Origin of the sequence: Aquirufa originis, assembly GCF_042714495.1 — a bacterium.
Taxonomy (GTDB): Bacteria; Bacteroidota; Bacteroidia; order Cytophagales; family Spirosomataceae; genus Aquirufa; species Aquirufa originis.
This window is the reverse complement of record NZ_JBBKXY010000001.1, coordinates 693,447-710,068: the sequence shown is the minus strand read 5'-3', so window position 1 is coordinate 710,068 and position 16,622 is coordinate 693,447. Positions and strand designations below refer to the sequence as shown.

Below are 16,622 nucleotides of genomic sequence, written 5' to 3'. Positions count from 1 at the left end.
CAATGGAAATAATGTACCTAATGATCGGATTAAGCCTTTTTATGGCCATCGGATTTGTTATTGCCTTTGTCTGGTCCATTAAAACGGGACAACAAGAGGATTTAATCACTCCAGCGATGCGCATTTTACAGGATGACCAAAAAACAAACAAACTATGAGTACAAAATCTACCACATTAGAGCAATTTTATTACGACAATAAAATCGTTCGAAATTTCTCCATTGCTACCATCGTTTGGGGTGTTGTAGGGATGCTAGTGGGTGTGATAATCGCCACACAACTTTTTGCACCTGCCGCAAACCTGACACAATATGGCACTTTTGGCCGCTTACGTCCATTGCATACGAATGCAGTGATTTTTGCTTTTGTGGGTAACGCCATTTTTGCTGGGGTCTACTATTCGCTGCAACGTCTTTTGAAAGCGCGTATGTTCAGTGATTTCTTGTCCAATTTTCATTTCTGGGGTTGGCAATTAATCATTGTAGCTGCAGCGATCACCTTACCGTTAGGAATTACGACATCACACGAATACGCGGAATTAGAATGGCCTATCGACATTGCGATAACCTTGGTTTGGGTGGCGTTTGGCATCAATATGTTCGGAACGATTTTTAAAAGAAGAGAGCGTCACTTGTATGTGGCGATTTGGTTTTACATCGCGACGTTCATTACGGTGGCTGTATTGCACTTGACGAACTCAATGCAATTACCTATATCGCTATTTAAATCCTATTATGTGTATGCGGGCGTCCAAGATGCCCTGATTCAATGGTGGTATGGTCATAATGCGGTGGCGTTTTTCTTGACGACCCCATTCTTAGGGATGATGTATTATTTCTTGCCAAAAATGGCGAACCGTCCGGTCTACTCATACCGTCTTTCTATTTTACACTTTTGGGCCTTGATCTTTATCTATATCTGGGCTGGACCTCACCACTTGTTGTATTCGTCATTGCCAGATTGGGCACAGTCTTTAGGGGTTGTTTTCTCGATCATGTTAATTGCTCCATCATGGGGTGGTATGATTAATGGTCTTTTGACTTTACGCGGTGCTTGGGATCAAGTACGCGAGAATACGTTATTGAAATTTATGGTGGTGGGTATTACTTCGTATGGTATGGCTACTTTCGAAGGACCGATGTTATCCTTAAAAAACATTAATGCCATTGCCCACTTTACGGACTGGATCGTTGCACACGTGCACGTAGGAGCTTTAGGCTGGAATGGTTTCTTGACATTTGCGATGTTGTATTGGTTAGTTCCTCGCATCTTCCAAACAAATTTGTATTCAGAAAAATTAGTCAAAACCCACTTCTGGATCGGAACGATTGGTATTGCCTTTTATGCTATCCCTATGTACATCTCTGGTTTCACACAAGGGATGATGTGGAAACAGTTCACCGCAGAAGGAACTTTGCAATATGGTAACTTCTTAGACACCACTTTGCAATTATTGCCAATGCACATGATGCGAGCATTGGGAGGAACCTTGTACTTAACGGGAGCTATTTTAATGGCATTCAACTTGTTCAAGACCATGGCGCAAGGCACTTTGTTAGCGAATGAGAAAGCGGAAGCTGCTCCCTTAGCCATCATCGAGGAGAAACACGAGAGTGATGGGCACTGGCACCGTTGGATTGAAAAACGCCCTATTCAGTTATTAGTGGCTTCTTTAGTGATGATTTTAGTAGGTTCTTTGGTCGAATTAGTTCCTACGTTTATGGTCAAATCAAACGTTCCTACGATTGAATCGGTGAAACCATATAGCTCTTTAGAGTTAGAGGGACGTGATATTTACATCCGCGAAGGTTGTGTGAGTTGTCACTCTCAGTTAGTTCGTCCTTTTAGAAGTGAGACGGAACGCTATGGAGAATTCTCTAAATCAGGAGAGTTCGTTTACGATCATCCATTCCTATGGGGATCCAAACGTACAGGACCGGATTTGCATAGAGAAGGTGGTAAATACCCTGATTCTTGGCACTATCACCACATGAGAGAACCGAGTAGTATGTCACCTGGTTCGATTATGCCTAATTATGCTTGGCTATTAGAGCAAACGTTGAATACGTCTCAAACGCAGGATAAGTTAGCTGCCATGAAAAAATTAGGTGTACCTTATTCTACAGATGAGATTGCTAATGCGGTGAAAGATCTGAATACGCAGGCGAAAGCGATCCAAGCTAATTTAGCTGCAGAGAAAATTAAGGTAAGTCAAGACAAAGAGATTATTGCTTTGATCGCCTATTTACAACGTTTAGGTACAGACATTTCTAAAAAATAAGCGCATGTTTAAGCAATTTATATCAAACATACCAGGAGCAGATAATTATATGATTTTCTCGCTACTGATTTTTTTGACATTCTTCGTATTAGTAGGGGTCTACTTACTGTGGATGGACAAAAAGCACCTCGTAGAAATGGAGCAAATGCCCTTTAACGAAGGTAATAACCTAAACAAGAACTTAAAATAATACGATTATGTCAGTTACTGTTGTTGAAATTTGGTTAGTGAGTATGATTCTGATGACTGGAATTGTCATTTTAATTGTAACACTACAATTGCATGTGGCTTTGAAAAAACTAGCCGATAAAGCTTCCCCTGTACCGACGGAAAAGCTAAGCTGGTGGGATGGTTTCACAGGTTTAAAACCATTGGAAAAAGAAAAAGACCTCCTAATGGAGCATAAATACGATGATATTGCGGAATTAGATAATCCTACACCGCCTTGGTTCATGTATTTATTCTATTTAACGATTCTTTTCGCTGTTGTGTATGGTCTGTATTACCATGTTTACCAGGATGGCAATATTCAAGAAACGGAATATAAAACCGAGGTAACAATTGCTGAAAAAGCGAGAGAAGAGTACATGAAGAAGTTTGCTAATTCAGTAAACGAGGACAATGTGACGGTGGTTAAAGAGGCTAAAGATTTAACAGAGGGGTCTCAAATATATTCTACAAATTGTGTAGCTTGTCACGGTGATAAGGGGCAAGGTGGCGTGGGACCTAACTTAACGGATAAGTTTTGGATTCACGGTGGAGATGTGAAGGATTTATTTAAAACGATTACCCATGGTATTCCTGAAAAGGGGATGATTGCGTGGAATAAGACGTTAAATCCGTTACAAATTCAGAAAGTTGCCTCTTTTATTCTGACGCTTCAAGGATCTAATCCTCCAGGTGCGAAAGAACCACAAGGAACAGAAACTAAAACTCCCTAATTATGAAAAAGAACGTAGGTAAAATGGATAGAATCTTTCGATTAGCGATCGCAGTAAGTTTAGCGATTCTTGCATATGCTAAAATCATTCCCGCTAATCTCGCCTTAACGGTTTACATTGTAGCGGTGATTATAGCCCTAACAGGAATATTTAGATTTTGCTTACTCTACAAACCTTTTGGATTGAGTACCTGCCGAGAAAAATCTCCATTTTAATCTTAAAGGGGTCCGGCAACGGACCCTCTTTTTTTATGTCACAATTCAATTTAGATAATGATGATTACCGGAACCATCTGTACAATCAGACTAAGGACGGGAAACGCCTTTGGATCTATCCAGGTCGCATTATCGGTCAGTTCTATCGCCTAAGAACGTATTTCTCCTACCTTTTATTAACGCTATTATTCGGTTTACCCTGGATTGAATACAAAGGGAATCCCATTTTTCTGTTTAATGTATTAGAACGGAAATTTATCTTTTGGGGTGTGCCGTTTTTTCCACAGGATTTCCATTTAGTCGCCTTAGGACTTGTAGCATTCCTCCTGTTTGTCAGTTTGTTTACCGTATTATTCGGTCGCATTTGGTGTGGTTGGGCGTGCCCGCAAACCATCTTCATGGAAATGTTGTTTCGGAAGATTGAATACTGGATTGAGGGAGATGATAAAGCGCAAAGAAAACTAGCAGAATCCCCTTGGAATACAGAGAAGATCTTGAAAAGAGGAACTAAGCATACCTTGTTCGTTCTCTTGTCATTCGCTATTGCGAACACCTTTTTGATGTATATCATCAGCAAAAAAGAATGGCTAAAATTAGTTACAGAGTCGCCCATGGATCACGTAGTAGGTTTAGTTGCCATTCTAATTTTTACCGCGGTATTTTACTTTGTTTTTGCCCGGTTTAGAGAAATGGTTTGTATGGTTATTTGCCCCTATGGTAGGCTGCAAGGCGTATTATTGGATAACAATTCCATTCTGGTTCAATATGATCATAAGCGGGGGGAACCGCGCGGAAAAGGGGACGATAAAGGCGCCTGTATCGATTGCCATTGGTGTGTTCGAGTTTGTCCTACCGGAATTGATATCAGAAATGGCAGTAATCAATTAGAATGCATTGGATGCACAGCGTGTATCGATGCCTGTGATATGGTGATGGAAAAAACTCATCAACCTACCGGATTAATTCGCTACGATTCTTTGAATGGGGTAAACGCAGGACAAAAACTTAAGTTTACTTTACGGATTGGAGCATATAGCACCGTTTTGGCCTTGATCATCGCGGGCTTAGCCTATATGTTAGTAACACGGACTAATTTTGAAACCACACTGCTACGTACGCCAGGAATGATTTTCCAGGTGGATGAAAAAAGCCATGAGGTAAGTAATTTATACCAAATGGAGATTTTGAACAAGTCGATGGAAAAGCAAAGCTTTAGAATAGAAGCGCCTGAGCCTTTTAAAATTGTTTGGGTGGGAAAACCTATTAATTTAGTGAATCCGGGAAAAATGACAAAAGGGGAGTTCTTCCTGCGTATCAAAATAGGTAAATGGAAGAATGGGGAGAAAGTTCCGGTTCGAATAACCGAAACAAGTGGAAAAGAAGAGATTATCAAAACCAGTTTTATACAACCAGATGAATAAATTTAGTTTTAATTGGGGACATGGGATTATTGTCACCTTTGTACTTTTTGGGGCATTTATGGCCTATTTCTATGTCAACATGTCCAAAGAATCTATCGAACTAGTGGGCAAAAACTACTATGCGGATGGACAGGCATTTCAACAGAAAATCAATGAGCGGGAACAAACTGCGGCTTTAACAACTAAGGCTAGTTTAGCATTTTCAGCGGATTATCAACAAGCCAAAATTCAGTTCCCTGCTTCCATTTCAAAAGGGAGTTTAGTTTTTTACCGACCATCCAATGCCAACCTAGATAAAATAGTACGTATTTCTGCCGATTCGACTGGCCTAGCACTTATCCATACGCCCTTTTTAGTCAAAGGTCCTTGGAATGTTAGTTTAACCTGGGAAAAAGACGGCAAAAGCTACATCGAAGAACAGCGAATCCAAATTCCTTAATGCATACTTGGTATTATACTTTTCTCATCGGTTTAGCCGGAAGCTGGCATTGCTTTGCGATGTGTGGACCTATTGTGGCTCAAATTAACGCGCGGGGGAAATCACCTGCTAGGATGCTGCTTTATCCACTTGGTCGCATTTTCATATATGGCGCACTGGGTTATTTTGTAGCTGGAATAGGATCCATCTGGCTATTTCCCAATCTATGGTCTTATTATTATGTGCTGGCAGGTATTTTTATACTCCTTATTATTAGCCAAAACATAGGAGAGGGGCCTCTGTCTTTTTTACATCAATCGATTGGGAAAAAATTACAGAAAATAGGAGCTAAAATGGGCCCAAGTGGCTATTTTGTCTTAGGAATGGCTAATGGACTATTACCTTGTGGTCTCGTGGTAGCCGGTTTAAGCGTGGCGTTGATTCAACCTAAACCTGTATACGGAGCTTTTAGCATGGTAATTTTAGGTATTGCGACCTTGCCAGCGCTTCAGCTTTACATTTGGGGATCCTCCAAATTAAAGAAAAAACCTATCTTTCAATACCTAGGATGGTTCGTAGCAGGAATACTACTATTTAGGGGAGCTTGGGGCATCGGAATGGCCTATTCTGACTACTTAGCCCATTCGAGTCTTAGTCCAATTATCTGCCACCCCTTTAGTATTTAAGCTTAGCTAGACCTTCAATATTTTTCAAGGTCATTTCGCCTCCTTTTACATCCAAGTAGCCTTCTTTTTTAAAGTCACTTAAAGTTCGAATGACTGATTCGGTGGCTGTTCCCACGCGAGAAGCGAGATCTTCGCGCGAAAGTTTAATCACCAAAGGTTCGGACATAGAAGTCCCGTAAGTTTGTGCTAATTCGACTAAAACCATCGCCACCCGCATGCGTAAACTTTGGTAAGCCATTTCGACCATCAGCTTTTCGTTCTTCAACAGATAGCTCGTTAAGGACTTTCTGAAAAATACCTCCAAATGGATATTCTCCTTAATTTTCTGTAGGAATTCGACAGCCGATACACTGATGATTTGGGATTCTTCTAAGGCTTCCGCACTTTCACGGTAAGCTTGATTTTCCAAGATGTCAACAAAGCCAAAAAATTCTCCCTCTTGAATGAAAGAGGTAATAAAATACTTTCCGTCCTTGTTTGTGTGATACGTTTTTACTTTTCCTTTGGCCAAATAATACAAGCGAATCGGGTGATCGCCTTCCGAATAAATGACCTGTTTTTTTGCATGAGTCTGCGTCTTCTTTTCACCTTCCCAGGTAGGAAGATCTAAAAAAACCAATGCTTCCTGTACAACCGCAACCTCTGTAGCCGATTCTTTCAGCGCTATAATCGGTTTTGATTTCTTCAATCGCGCTTCAATCGCGCGCAATAATTCCACTTCTTGAAAGGGCTTCGTCAAATAATCATCCGCTCCCATTTCCATTCCTTTGCGCATATCAGCGCGATCGGTTTTAGCCGTTAGAAAGATAAAGGGAATAGAAGCTAATTCAGGTTGACTAGAGAATACCTGCAATACGCCAAATCCATCTAAATTAGGCATCATTATATCACAAATCACCAAATCTGGATTCCAAGTTCTAGCTAACCTAACCCCCTCTAAGCCATCAGAGGCTGTCTCTACGGTGAATCCAGATAATTCTAACAGTTCTGCTGTATTCTCTCGAATATCCACACTGTCTTCAATGATTAATAGGCGCTTGCTCATACTGTTATCTCATGGGAAACCGAATATGCAGCTCAGTTCCCTTATTTAATTCACTTTTAATTTGCACACTTCCACCCAATAAACGCATGTAGCGATCCACCAAGTGCAATCCTAAACCCGTTCCTTGAATAACGGTGGCATTTCCACCACGGAAAAAGCGTTCAAATAAATGCTTTTGATCCTCCTCACTAATACCAATACCTTGATCAATAATGGTAATCAAAACTTGATTCGTTTGTTTCTCCACTTTCAGGATGATTTCCTTCTGCGAGAATTTCAAGGCATTAGACAAACCATTAAAAATCACTTTACGGAGAATAGAGGCATCTTGAAAACAGCTAAAATCAGAGGCTAACTCTAAACGAATTGCTTGCTGATACGTACTAAAATCCGTAAGAATATCTTGTAAAAAATCTCGAAGGGTAAATTCAGTTGGATGAATTTCTAATTTTCCATCTTCTAATTTACCCACAGATAAAAACTCCTCTAAAATCTCCGTCAAATGACTAACAGAGGACTTAATACGATTAATATGTTGTTCTCTTTTAGGTTGATCCTCCGCTTTAGCATATTTTTCAATCAGCGTAGCGGAACCCAAAATAGACGTCAATGGTGTTCTAAATTCGTGGGAAGCCATCGAAACAAAGCGGGTTTTCAAATCCCCTAGCACCTTTTCCTTTTCTAAGGAAATTTCAAGCTCTTTTGCATTGACCTCTAACTTGTCCAAGGTATTTTGAAGCGCCTGTGTTCTGGCGGCTACTTCTTGCTCTAAGGTTTCGTTTAGCTGATTGATCTGCTGATTTTTTAAGATCAACTCCATCTCCACTTTACGCTTTAAAGTCACATCGCTCACGAATGCGATGTAATGCATACTATCGCTGGCTTTAAAGTGACTTAAGGAAATCTCGATAGGGAATAAGGAACCGTCTTTTCTTTTGGCCTTTAAATCTAAACCAATCCCCATGGGACGAGAAATAGGTTTTTCATGCCCTAAATTTTCCAAATGACCATGGTGACGATCTTTCAAATGATTAGGGATCAATAAGGAAATATTTTCACCCACTAATTCTGACGTTTCGTATCCAAAAAGTGTATCCGCAAAACGATTAGATAGAATAATTTCAAATTGAGAATTCGTCACAATGATTCCAATAGCCGCCTCTTGAAAGATGGCTTCAAACTCGAATCCGGCTTGTATTTGATTAGGCATTTGACTGAAATTTGATATAAATATAACCTTTTTTAAGGATGATAAGAAACGACTGCGTGCTTCAATACGTCACTTTTATAAAAATAAATATCCTTAAATTTCCCCTCGGCATACATCTGACCTTGATCAAAGAAGTGCGGGGAATTTTGGTTACCATTTTGACCGCCTGCTAACAGCGAATAGGCCTTAATTTTAGGGCCAAATTCCACCGCCGCAATAAAACTGTTTCCATTTACCCCATACCATTTTTTCGAACCTTGAATCGATCGACTCGTGTAAGAGGGTAGCTGTCCCCAAGCGGAAGAGGTAAAGGGTACGGTAATACTCGCTTTCGAATCATCCATTTGCAAGGCGTCACCATTCGAAATACGTTGAAAGCGATTTAATTCGCCCCAGGCAACCCGCCATGTGCCAAAATCCTTATTTAAATCCGCTAGAACTTCTCTTAAGGCTTGAACCATTTCTGATTTAGCCCCCGATTTCGCATAGCTCTCCATATTTTGAACAACCTCCGTTTCACCTCCAAATTGCTTTGGCTTAGGAATTTTAGGCATAATCTTCAGTCCCCAACGAATGGCGATAGTTTGGGCAATTGAACTCGCCGACGCATTATAATCCCATTTTTTCAATTCTTGAACTACCTCGGCTAAATCCGATTCTTGGCCGGCCGCATTAATAAGTGCGGGCAGTAAAGTTTCGAAAGCCATCAATCGGCGATCATATCCTAATCCAATCAAACTTTGTAAATCCAATTTGCCCGTTTGAGAGAACAATCGAACCGCATTGCGATCACGGAAATTTTCCCCGTCTGGCGCCATATAAACGGGATAATTAGTGCGAAGCGGACTCGAAGTTCCTGAAACGGTAAAAGGAGTAGAGTTGCAATTTTGAATCCAACCAGAGGCGGGATTGTATACGTGAACAATTTCATCAACGGAATGTAACCCCTTCCAATCGATTTGACTCGAGGAGCCATCCTGTGGAACTCCCCAGTCTTTTGAGCTGTCTCTGCGCGGAACGTAATTTCCGTGCCAATAAGCAATATTGCCCATATTATCTGCGTAAACCGTATTATTCGAAGTATTCGCCCGCATCTCCATCACACGTTTGTAATCTGCCAATCCTTTCGTTTTCGTGCGCAACCAACTTTGCATTAAACTCTTTCGAGCTCTGTTATACGAGCGAACCGAGATCCATTTCCCATTTCTAGCCGCTAAAACAGGACCTCGGTGGTTAAAATAGGCCTTGATTTTGCGTGATCCTAAGGTGATTATTTTCGTTTGAAAAGGAATCCATTTGCCATCTAACAGGTATTGCATCTGTCCGTTCCGCGAGCGTGTTGTCTCTACATAGGCATCCGCTACATCGACTTCAGAGGAGGTATGCATCCAACCATTATACGGATTAAATCCTTGATAGACAAAGAATTGACCCCAAGTCACTGCACCATATACTGATAAACCTTCTTCACTTTCTACGTGTACTTCGGGACGGAAATAAAAGGTCACGTGCGGATTAATATAGAGTAAAGAATGACCGGATTTAGAGAGGGCAGGGCCTACTGCGAAGCCATTCGAACCCGTTAATTTTTCGTCTGGAGTTTGGTATTTCACACTAGCGACTTGAGCTGGTAAACCATAAAACAAAGCTGTTTCTTGTTCTGTCACATCTCCAGTAGAAATGGCTCCAATGGATCCATCGGTCCATAATAGGGGAAACCAAGGTTCAAAATGGGTGATTAAACGAGGCTTAACCTCTGGGTGTTTTTGTAAATAATAATTAATTCCATCCGCATAGGCATTCAAGAGTTTTTTAAGCCAAAAAGGTGAGGTTAAGTATTCTGCTTTGGCCTCTTTCTCATCAATTAACAATTTAATATAGAGGTCATACGCTAATTCCTTTTCTCCTTTAACCTCTGACATACGACCCAATTTCTCGATGTAATTCATCTCTACTCGGGCGAAATCATCCTCACATTGCGCATACATTAATCCAAAAACGGCATCCGCATCCGATTTTCCATAAATATGTGGAATACCCCATTCGTCCCGATGGATTGTCACCCGCTTCGCTTGCGACTCAAAAGAGTTTGCATTCACCGTGTAAGAAAGGAAAAGTAAAATGAGGGATAATATATTTTTCATAGCTTGTTTTTAGTCAGATAAAAATAAGAATAAAATCGGGTCAGGAGGGTATAAACAATGTAAAATTGTCTTTCTAACTTACAAGAATATTCTAAACCTGTTATATGAAAAACGTTCGGCTTCTTCCGATACTACTCTTATTGTGCGTTTCCAGCCTTTTTGCCCAAACAAAAATTAAAATTCAAGGGGAAGTGAACGTCCCATTTTCTAGCATTCGTCTTTTTAAAGGTACTTCACTGGTGACTGGAACGATTGGAAATGAAAAGGGAAAATTTGTAGTCGAAGTAGCACCAGGAACGTATGACCTATTGATTGAAAGCATTGGTTATGAAGCTTTGAAGATGGCTAATCAGTCATTTACAAGCTCCATTAATTTAGGAACAATTAGCGTCAAGGAAAGTAATCAGACCTTGAATGAGGTAGTGGTGAAGGGCCAAAAAGCCTCCATGGAACTCAACCTCGATAAACGAATTTTCAATGTAGGAACAGATTTAGCGAATAAGGGGGCAACAGCGTCTGAAATTCTAGGAAATCTACCATCCATCCAAGTAGACCCAGAAGGAGCGATTAAACTGCGAGGAAGTGATAATGTCCGGATTTTGATTGATGGAAAACCCTCCACTTTAGCTGGAATCAATGGTTCCTCTGGCTTGCAATCCTTGCAAGGGAATCTCATTGATAAAGTAGAAATCATTACGAATCCTTCTGCACGTTATGAGGCTGAAGGAATGGCCGGGATTATCAATATCGTGCTGAAAAAGAACCAAAACCAAGGTTTCAATGGCGCCATAGAAACGACGACAGGGTATCCGGAGAATTTTGGCGGAACAGCCATCGTGAATTACCGAAAAAACAAATTCAACTTCTTCATCAATTATGGTGTTTTCTACCGTAGAACACCTGGAAGAGGCAGTATTTACCAAGAGGTGTATACCGGAAAACAAACAAATTATTTAGAACAAAGGTCTCAAAACAATGTTACGGGATTAGTGAATAACGTGCGTGGTGGAGCCGATTATTTCTTCAACGATAAAACAATTTTAACGGCGTCCTATATCTTCAGACGTACAGATGTGCAACGAATAACCGATTTTAATTACCTGGATTATAGAGGAAATCTATTCAATTTATATAGCGACACATATCGCCAACAAGATGAAAAAGAGGCAGAACCGAATGGAGAATATGCCCTCACTTTCAAAAAAAGCTTTGCCAAAAAAGGAAAAGAATTTAGCGCCGATTTACGCTACTTAGATTATTGGGAAAGATCAGATCAAACCTATACTCAAAATGGAAAGAAACCAGATGGTTCCGCCTTTCCTGAACTAACCAAGGTACAAAAAGCTTTAAACGACGAATTTGAACGCCAATGGATTCTACAAGCAGATTACGTAAACCCAATTGGTAAAGACGCTAAAATTGAGATGGGTCTTCGCACCAGTTTCAGGAATATGATCAATGATTATATTGTGACAGAACAACAGCCATCCGGCATCTTTACAATCATTCCGGGTTTAAGAAACGTGTTTAATTACAAAGAGAATATCTCCGCAGCTTATGTCATTTTTGGAAATAAAATGAAGCAATTCTCCTACCAATTCGGGTTAAGAGCGGAGACCACCGATATCCAAACTGAACTAGAGCAAACAGGGGAGAAGAACCCTAGAAATTATGCTAATTTGTTCCCTAGCGCACATTTTACCTACACGATAACACCGGATAACTCCTTTCAATTAAGTTATTCCAGACGCGTCAGAAGACCTACCTATAATGATTTAACTCCCTTTGTTACCTTTTCTGACAACCGAAACTTCTTCTCTGGAAACCCCAATTTAAATCCTGAATTTACCAATTCATTTGATTTAGGAAACGTACGTTACTTTGATAAGGGAAGCATTAGCTCGTCTCTTTATTACCGCCAAACCTTTGGCAAAATCGACCGATTCAGAACTGTCGATACCTTGGGATTTGCTAAAACCTTACCCGTTAATTTAAGTGACCAGCAATCGATGGGGGTAGAAATTGCTAGTTCATATACCTTTACCAAAGCCTACAAAGCAGATTTAAGTTTTAATGCCTTTAGAGCAATTACCGACGCTACCAATATCAATGCCGCCTTTAAGAGTGACACCTATTCTTGGTTTGTTCGACATAGTTCCCGCATTAAACTAGGCTCAGTGGATTTACAACTGAGAGCAAATTACGAGGCACCTCAACAAACACCGCAAGGAACGCGCGGGTATATTGCCTGGGCTGATTTATCTGCTTCAAAAGATATAATGAAAGGAAACGGAACACTTAGTTTAAGTATTTTAGATATATTTAGCTCTCGAATTAATCGCTACGAATCGCGTTTCTTAGAGCCCAAAGATGGTTCTGGCTTTTACACTCGTGGGGAATCCCAAGGGCGATTAACTTCACTTAATTTGACCTTTAATTACCGATTTAAAACGACTAAACAGGCTGCGAAGCAACGCCGCAGCTTAATGGACGAAGAAAATTAATAACACCAATGAAAAGAATCATTCTACTTTCTTGCACCGCTTTAGCGCTTTTTTCTTGTAGCAAACAAGGCAAAGACGACACCTACAAGATCATTTACGAAGATCAGACAAAGGTGGTCGAAAATGCGAAAGCCATCAAGGAAAAACAGCCTATAAAGCTTATTCCGGGTCTTAAAATCGATTTATGGGCATCTGATTCCCTTTTACAAGATCCGGTAGCCATCGCGGTAGATGATAAAGGAGCTATTTTTGTCAATAGTACGAATCGTAATAAAGGGTCCGAATTTGACATCCGAGGTCACCGGGATTGGATGACTGAATCGATCGGTTTTCAAACCGTGGAAGATCGCCGTGCTTTTTTACACCGTACGTTTGCCCCGGAAAATTCGGCTAAAAACACATGGTTAGCGGATATGAATGGCGATGGTTCGCATGATTGGTTGGATTTAAAAGTAGAGAAAGAAGAAATCTACAAAGTAGAAGACTTGAATGGAGATGGCTATGCAGATCAATCCACGCGCGTTTTCAACGGCTTTAACGAAGAAGTGACGGATGTGGCCGGCGGTTTATTAGTACGCAAAAAAGATGCTTTTGTGGCCATTGGACCTGATTTAATGCGTCTTAAACACAAGGGGGGACAATGGACTAAACCGGAATCGATTTCGACGGGTTATGCAGTTCACATTGGTTTTGGTGGTCACGGAATGTCAGGTTTGACGGAAGGCCCGGATGGAAAAATCTATTGGCAAATCGGAGATATTGGTGCGAATATCACGGCAAAAGATGGTAAACAATACAAAAACCCAAACTCAGGCGTGATCGTACGTTCGAACCCTGATGGTTCTGAATTCGAAGTATATGCGAGCGGTTTGCGTAACACACACGAATTCGTTTTTGATAACTATGGTAATTTAATTAGCTCTGATAATGATGGAGATCATCCAGGCGAAAGTGAGCGTTTAGTGCACGTGGTGGAAGGTTCTGATGCCGGATGGCGCTCGAACTGGCAATATGGAAAATATACTGATCCACGTAACAACCAGTATAAGGTTTGGATGGATGAGAAGTTATTTGTCCCGCGTTGGGAAGGCCAAGCAGCCTATATCATTCCACCAATTCGCAATTTCCACAATGGTCCTACGGGGATGCTTTGGAACCCAGGAACGGCTTTAGGGAAGCGCTGGACCAATAAATTCTTTTTAGTCGAGTTTGTGGGAAACGCGAATATGTCCCATATCTGGTCCTTTGACTTAAAGCAGAAAGGGGCTTCATTTGACTTCAAATCAGAAGAAGATGTGGTGAAAGGGATTTTGACTACCGGTATCCGTTTTGGTCCTGAGGGAGCATTATACGCGTCTGATTGGATTTTTGGATGGGATACCAAGAACTATGGTCGCGTCTGGAAAATCGATGTAGACGAGAAAGAGAATGATTTGAAAGCGGAACGAGAGCAAACCAAAAAATACATACAGCAGGATTATGCGAAACAAAGTTTGACGCAATTGTATGACTTGTTATTCTACGCAGATCAACGCGTTCGTTTGAAGGCACAATATGAAGTAGCGGAAAGAAAGGCAAGCGCTATTTTCGTGAAAGCCGTTCAGCAAAAAGAGAATCAATTAGCTCGGGTTCATGGTATTTGGGGATTAGGCCAAATCAAGGCAGCGACTGCTATTCAGCCACTTTTAGCGGATACAGATGAAGAAATCGTCGCACAAGCTGCCAAAGTCTTAGGGGATATTTTCGATGCGTCAGTAATTGATCAATTGATTCCATTAGTAGCATCAACTAACCCGCGTGTTTCTTTCTTTGCAGCACAGGCTTTAGGTCGCATTCGTTCTGAGAAAGCCATTCCTGCCTTATTGAAATTAATCGAAACGAACGCGGACAAAGATTTGTATTTGCGTCACGCAGCGGTTTTAGCCTTAAGCAGAATAGGGCAAGCGGAACCAATGTTAGCTTTGCAAAATTCACCAAATCGTTCTTTGCGAATTGCGGCAGTATTAGTTTTACGTCGTTTGGCTCATCCAGGAATTGCGGGATTCCTACAAGATTCAGATGAATATATCGTAGCGGAAGCTGCGAGAGCGATTAACGATGATGAATCCATTCCAGGAGCTTTGTCAGCTTTAGCGGCGACTTTAGCTGATTCGCGCTTGAAAGAAGAGGTGATCATTAGAAGAGCCATCAATGCATGCTTACGCGTGGGATCAGCGAAAGAGATTGATCTATTGATTGCTTATTCTGAAAGAACGGGAATTCCTGAATCTTTGCGTGCGGAAGCCATCGCGACCTTAGGTTCTTGGGCAAACCCATCGGTGATGGACCGAGTGGATGGTCGCCACAGAGGTGTTTTGGAAAGAAATCCAGCTGATGTAATTGCGCGTATTCAACCTAAAATCCCGGGATTCTTGGCTTCTGAAAATCCAGACGTCTTAATTGCAACGGCTAAATTAGTAGCTGAACTACAGTTAAAAGCGTTTACGGAGATTGAGATCAACCTTTTCAAAAATCATCCCAATGCGAAGGTAAGGGCAGCTTTATTGAGTTCTTTGGCAGAACTTCAAACACCTCAATTAGCCTCGATCTTAGAAAAAGGTATCAGCGATGAGGACAAAAATGTCCGAGGTATCGCCTTAAGCAATTTGAATAAAATTGAACTAAGTGCCGCTGAATTACCAGCGATTACAAAACCAATTTTCGAAAAGGGATCTCTATCAGAACAGCAATTTTTACTTCAAAGTATGGCCAAAATGAAGCCGGCAAACACTTCCGCCATTTTAGCTGATTTAATTCAAAAAATGGTCGACAATCAATTGCCATCAGGGATTAAATTAGACCTAATGGAGGCAGTAGAGGCAAGTAATGAAGAGAAATTAGTGGCTAAATTAGACGCCCTAAAAGTGAAAGGGACTTTAACAGATGAATTCAAAGAAGCGTTGTTTGGCGGATCTGTTACTGACGGACGAAATATCTTTAATTATAATTCAACCGTACAATGCGTACGCTGTCATATTGTAGGGGGTGAAGGCACGACAGTAGGACCTAATTTAAAAGGAGTGGCTTCTAGATTGACAAGAGAGCAATTGCTACAGGCCTTGATTGAGCCGAGTGCGCGCATTTCTCCAGGTTACGGTACAACGAATTTCGTATTGACGGATGGACAAGAAGTTTCAGGTTCCATTATTTCTGAAACAGAAGAACTCGTCCAAGTAAAAACAAACGATGCGGAACCTTTGCGCATTCCAGTAACCCGCATTAAATCAAGAGAAAATTTGCCTTCAGGTATGCCGCCTATGGGGTCATTAATGAGTAAAAGAGAAATTAGGGATGTCGTTGAATATTTGTCATCCCTAAAATAATCGTATATTTGTTTCTATGAAGCTTAACAAAATCTATTTGTTGTTCATCTCTCTCTTGTTTTTGACGTCTATGGCGTCGAAAGTACAGGTAGATGGTGTACAAGCTTCTATTCAGAAAGATCAAACCCAACATTTCCATAAAACTGAGTCGACTGACTACGGTTTTATGGATTTTTTATTCGAAGAGGATACTACGGAAAATGAGGAAGATAATCTATTCACTCCTTTTACCCTAAGTCATTTCCCTTCCATTTTATTTCCTGCTAAGAATACGTTCAAACGTACGTGTTTTAGTATCACAACAAAAGCATTCGCTTTTTTAAAAACACCTATTTTCTTGACTTTCAGAAACATTAGGTTGTAGAATTCCCCCTTTCTAACTATCGTTAAGCGTA

14 protein-coding genes are annotated in these 16,622 nt (G+C 40.8%); 11 read left to right on the top strand and 3 right to left on the bottom strand.

What is annotated here, in order from left to right; translation table 11 throughout:
- Positions 1-2 precede the first annotated feature (2 nt).
- The 8 genes from ccoS to SKC35_RS03005 are packed head-to-tail and all read left to right on the top strand — an operon-like array spanning position 3 to position 5,962.
- A complete protein-coding gene (gene ccoS, locus SKC35_RS03040) occupies positions 3-158 on the top strand; it encodes a cbb3-type cytochrome oxidase assembly protein CcoS (protein WP_223130542.1) in 156 nt (51 codons plus the stop codon).
- Positions 155-2,281, top strand: coding sequence for a cytochrome-c oxidase, cbb3-type subunit I (gene ccoN / locus SKC35_RS03035; RefSeq protein WP_377977998.1), 2,127 nt, complete (start codon positions 155-157; stop codon positions 2,279-2,281). The genes ccoS and ccoN overlap by 4 nt, the downstream gene beginning before the upstream one ends.
- A gap of 4 nt (positions 2,282-2,285) precedes the next feature.
- Positions 2,286-2,471 carry a hypothetical protein gene (locus SKC35_RS03030; RefSeq protein ID WP_377977997.1) on the top strand — a complete coding sequence of 62 codons (186 nt, stop codon included), beginning with the start codon at positions 2,286-2,288 and terminating at the stop codon, positions 2,469-2,471.
- A 7-nt stretch (positions 2,472-2,478) separates the two neighbouring features.
- The gene (locus SKC35_RS03025; protein WP_377977996.1) at positions 2,479-3,222 is read left to right on the top strand and encodes a cbb3-type cytochrome c oxidase N-terminal domain-containing protein; all 744 of its coding nucleotides are present in this window, start codon (positions 2,479-2,481) and stop codon (positions 3,220-3,222) included.
- Positions 3,223-3,224: 2 nt separating this feature from the next.
- Positions 3,225-3,437, top strand: a complete 213-nt coding sequence (locus SKC35_RS03020) for a YgaP family membrane protein (RefSeq protein WP_223130538.1) — start codon at positions 3,225-3,227, stop codon at positions 3,435-3,437.
- A gap of 35 nt (positions 3,438-3,472) precedes the next feature.
- The gene (ccoG, locus tag SKC35_RS03015) at positions 3,473-4,858 is read left to right on the top strand and encodes a cytochrome c oxidase accessory protein CcoG (protein WP_377977995.1); all 1,386 of its coding nucleotides are present in this window, start codon (positions 3,473-3,475) and stop codon (positions 4,856-4,858) included.
- Positions 4,851-5,297, top strand: a complete 447-nt coding sequence (locus SKC35_RS03010; protein ID WP_377977994.1) for a FixH family protein — start codon at positions 4,851-4,853, stop codon at positions 5,295-5,297. Before ccoG ends, SKC35_RS03010 begins: the two co-directional genes overlap by 8 nt.
- Positions 5,297-5,962: a sulfite exporter TauE/SafE family protein gene (locus SKC35_RS03005; protein ID WP_377977993.1), complete on the top strand. Its 666-nt coding sequence runs from the start codon at positions 5,297-5,299 to the stop codon at positions 5,960-5,962. The genes SKC35_RS03010 and SKC35_RS03005 overlap by 1 nt, the downstream gene beginning before the upstream one ends.
- On the opposite strand, the gene SKC35_RS03000 is transcribed toward SKC35_RS03005, so the two are convergent.
- The 3 genes from SKC35_RS03000 to SKC35_RS02990 are packed head-to-tail and all read right to left on the bottom strand — an operon-like array spanning position 5,952 to position 10,361.
- Positions 5,952-7,007, bottom strand: coding sequence for a response regulator (locus SKC35_RS03000; RefSeq protein ID WP_377977992.1), 1,056 nt, complete (start codon positions 7,005-7,007; stop codon positions 5,952-5,954). The genes SKC35_RS03005 and SKC35_RS03000 overlap by 11 nt on opposite strands.
- A 4-nt stretch (positions 7,008-7,011) precedes the next feature.
- Positions 7,012-8,217 (bottom strand): PAS domain-containing sensor histidine kinase, encoded by a 1,206-nt coding sequence (locus SKC35_RS02995; protein WP_377977991.1) that lies wholly within the window; start codon positions 8,215-8,217, stop codon positions 7,012-7,014.
- A gap of 32 nt (positions 8,218-8,249) precedes the next feature.
- Positions 8,250-10,361, bottom strand: a complete 2,112-nt coding sequence (locus SKC35_RS02990; RefSeq protein ID WP_377977990.1) for a penicillin acylase family protein — start codon at positions 10,359-10,361, stop codon at positions 8,250-8,252.
- A gap of 104 nt (positions 10,362-10,465) precedes the next feature.
- Here SKC35_RS02990 and SKC35_RS02985 point away from each other — a divergent pair, with 104 nt between their 5' ends.
- From SKC35_RS02985 to SKC35_RS02975, 3 genes are read left to right on the top strand one after another with little or no spacing between them, the layout of a single operon-like run.
- The gene (locus tag SKC35_RS02985; protein ID WP_377977989.1) at positions 10,466-12,865 is read left to right on the top strand and encodes a TonB-dependent receptor; all 2,400 of its coding nucleotides are present in this window, start codon (positions 10,466-10,468) and stop codon (positions 12,863-12,865) included.
- Positions 12,866-12,873: 8 nt separating this feature from the next.
- Positions 12,874-16,227, top strand: a complete 3,354-nt coding sequence (locus tag SKC35_RS02980) for a HEAT repeat domain-containing protein (RefSeq protein WP_377977988.1) — start codon at positions 12,874-12,876, stop codon at positions 16,225-16,227.
- Between the two features lie 16 nt (positions 16,228-16,243).
- On the top strand, positions 16,244-16,591 hold the full coding sequence (locus tag SKC35_RS02975) for a hypothetical protein (protein ID WP_377977987.1): 348 nt from the start codon (positions 16,244-16,246) through the stop codon (positions 16,589-16,591).
- The last annotated feature ends 31 nt before the right edge of the window (positions 16,592-16,622 follow it).

Coding starts and splice junctions, on each gene's coding strand:
- ccoS (WP_223130542.1), top strand. CDS start 3: ATGGAAATAATGTACCTAATGATCGGATTAAGCCTTTTTATGGCCATC.
- ccoN (WP_377977998.1), top strand. CDS start 155: ATGAGTACAAAATCTACCACATTAGAGCAATTTTATTACGACAATAAA.
- SKC35_RS03030 (WP_377977997.1), top strand. CDS start 2,286: ATGTTTAAGCAATTTATATCAAACATACCAGGAGCAGATAATTATATG.
- SKC35_RS03025 (WP_377977996.1), top strand. CDS start 2,479: ATGTCAGTTACTGTTGTTGAAATTTGGTTAGTGAGTATGATTCTGATG.
- SKC35_RS03020 (WP_223130538.1), top strand. CDS start 3,225: ATGAAAAAGAACGTAGGTAAAATGGATAGAATCTTTCGATTAGCGATC.
- ccoG (WP_377977995.1), top strand. CDS start 3,473: ATGTCACAATTCAATTTAGATAATGATGATTACCGGAACCATCTGTAC.
- SKC35_RS03010 (WP_377977994.1), top strand. CDS start 4,851: ATGAATAAATTTAGTTTTAATTGGGGACATGGGATTATTGTCACCTTT.
- SKC35_RS03005 (WP_377977993.1), top strand. CDS start 5,297: ATGCATACTTGGTATTATACTTTTCTCATCGGTTTAGCCGGAAGCTGG.
- SKC35_RS03000 (WP_377977992.1), bottom strand. CDS start 7,007: ATGAGCAAGCGCCTATTAATCATTGAAGACAGTGTGGATATTCGAGAG.
- SKC35_RS02995 (WP_377977991.1), bottom strand. CDS start 8,217: ATGCCTAATCAAATACAAGCCGGATTCGAGTTTGAAGCCATCTTTCAA.
- SKC35_RS02990 (WP_377977990.1), bottom strand. CDS start 10,361: ATGAAAAATATATTATCCCTCATTTTACTTTTCCTTTCTTACACGGTG.
- SKC35_RS02985 (WP_377977989.1), top strand. CDS start 10,466: ATGAAAAACGTTCGGCTTCTTCCGATACTACTCTTATTGTGCGTTTCC.
- SKC35_RS02980 (WP_377977988.1), top strand. CDS start 12,874: ATGAAAAGAATCATTCTACTTTCTTGCACCGCTTTAGCGCTTTTTTCT.
- SKC35_RS02975 (WP_377977987.1), top strand. CDS start 16,244: ATGAAGCTTAACAAAATCTATTTGTTGTTCATCTCTCTCTTGTTTTTG.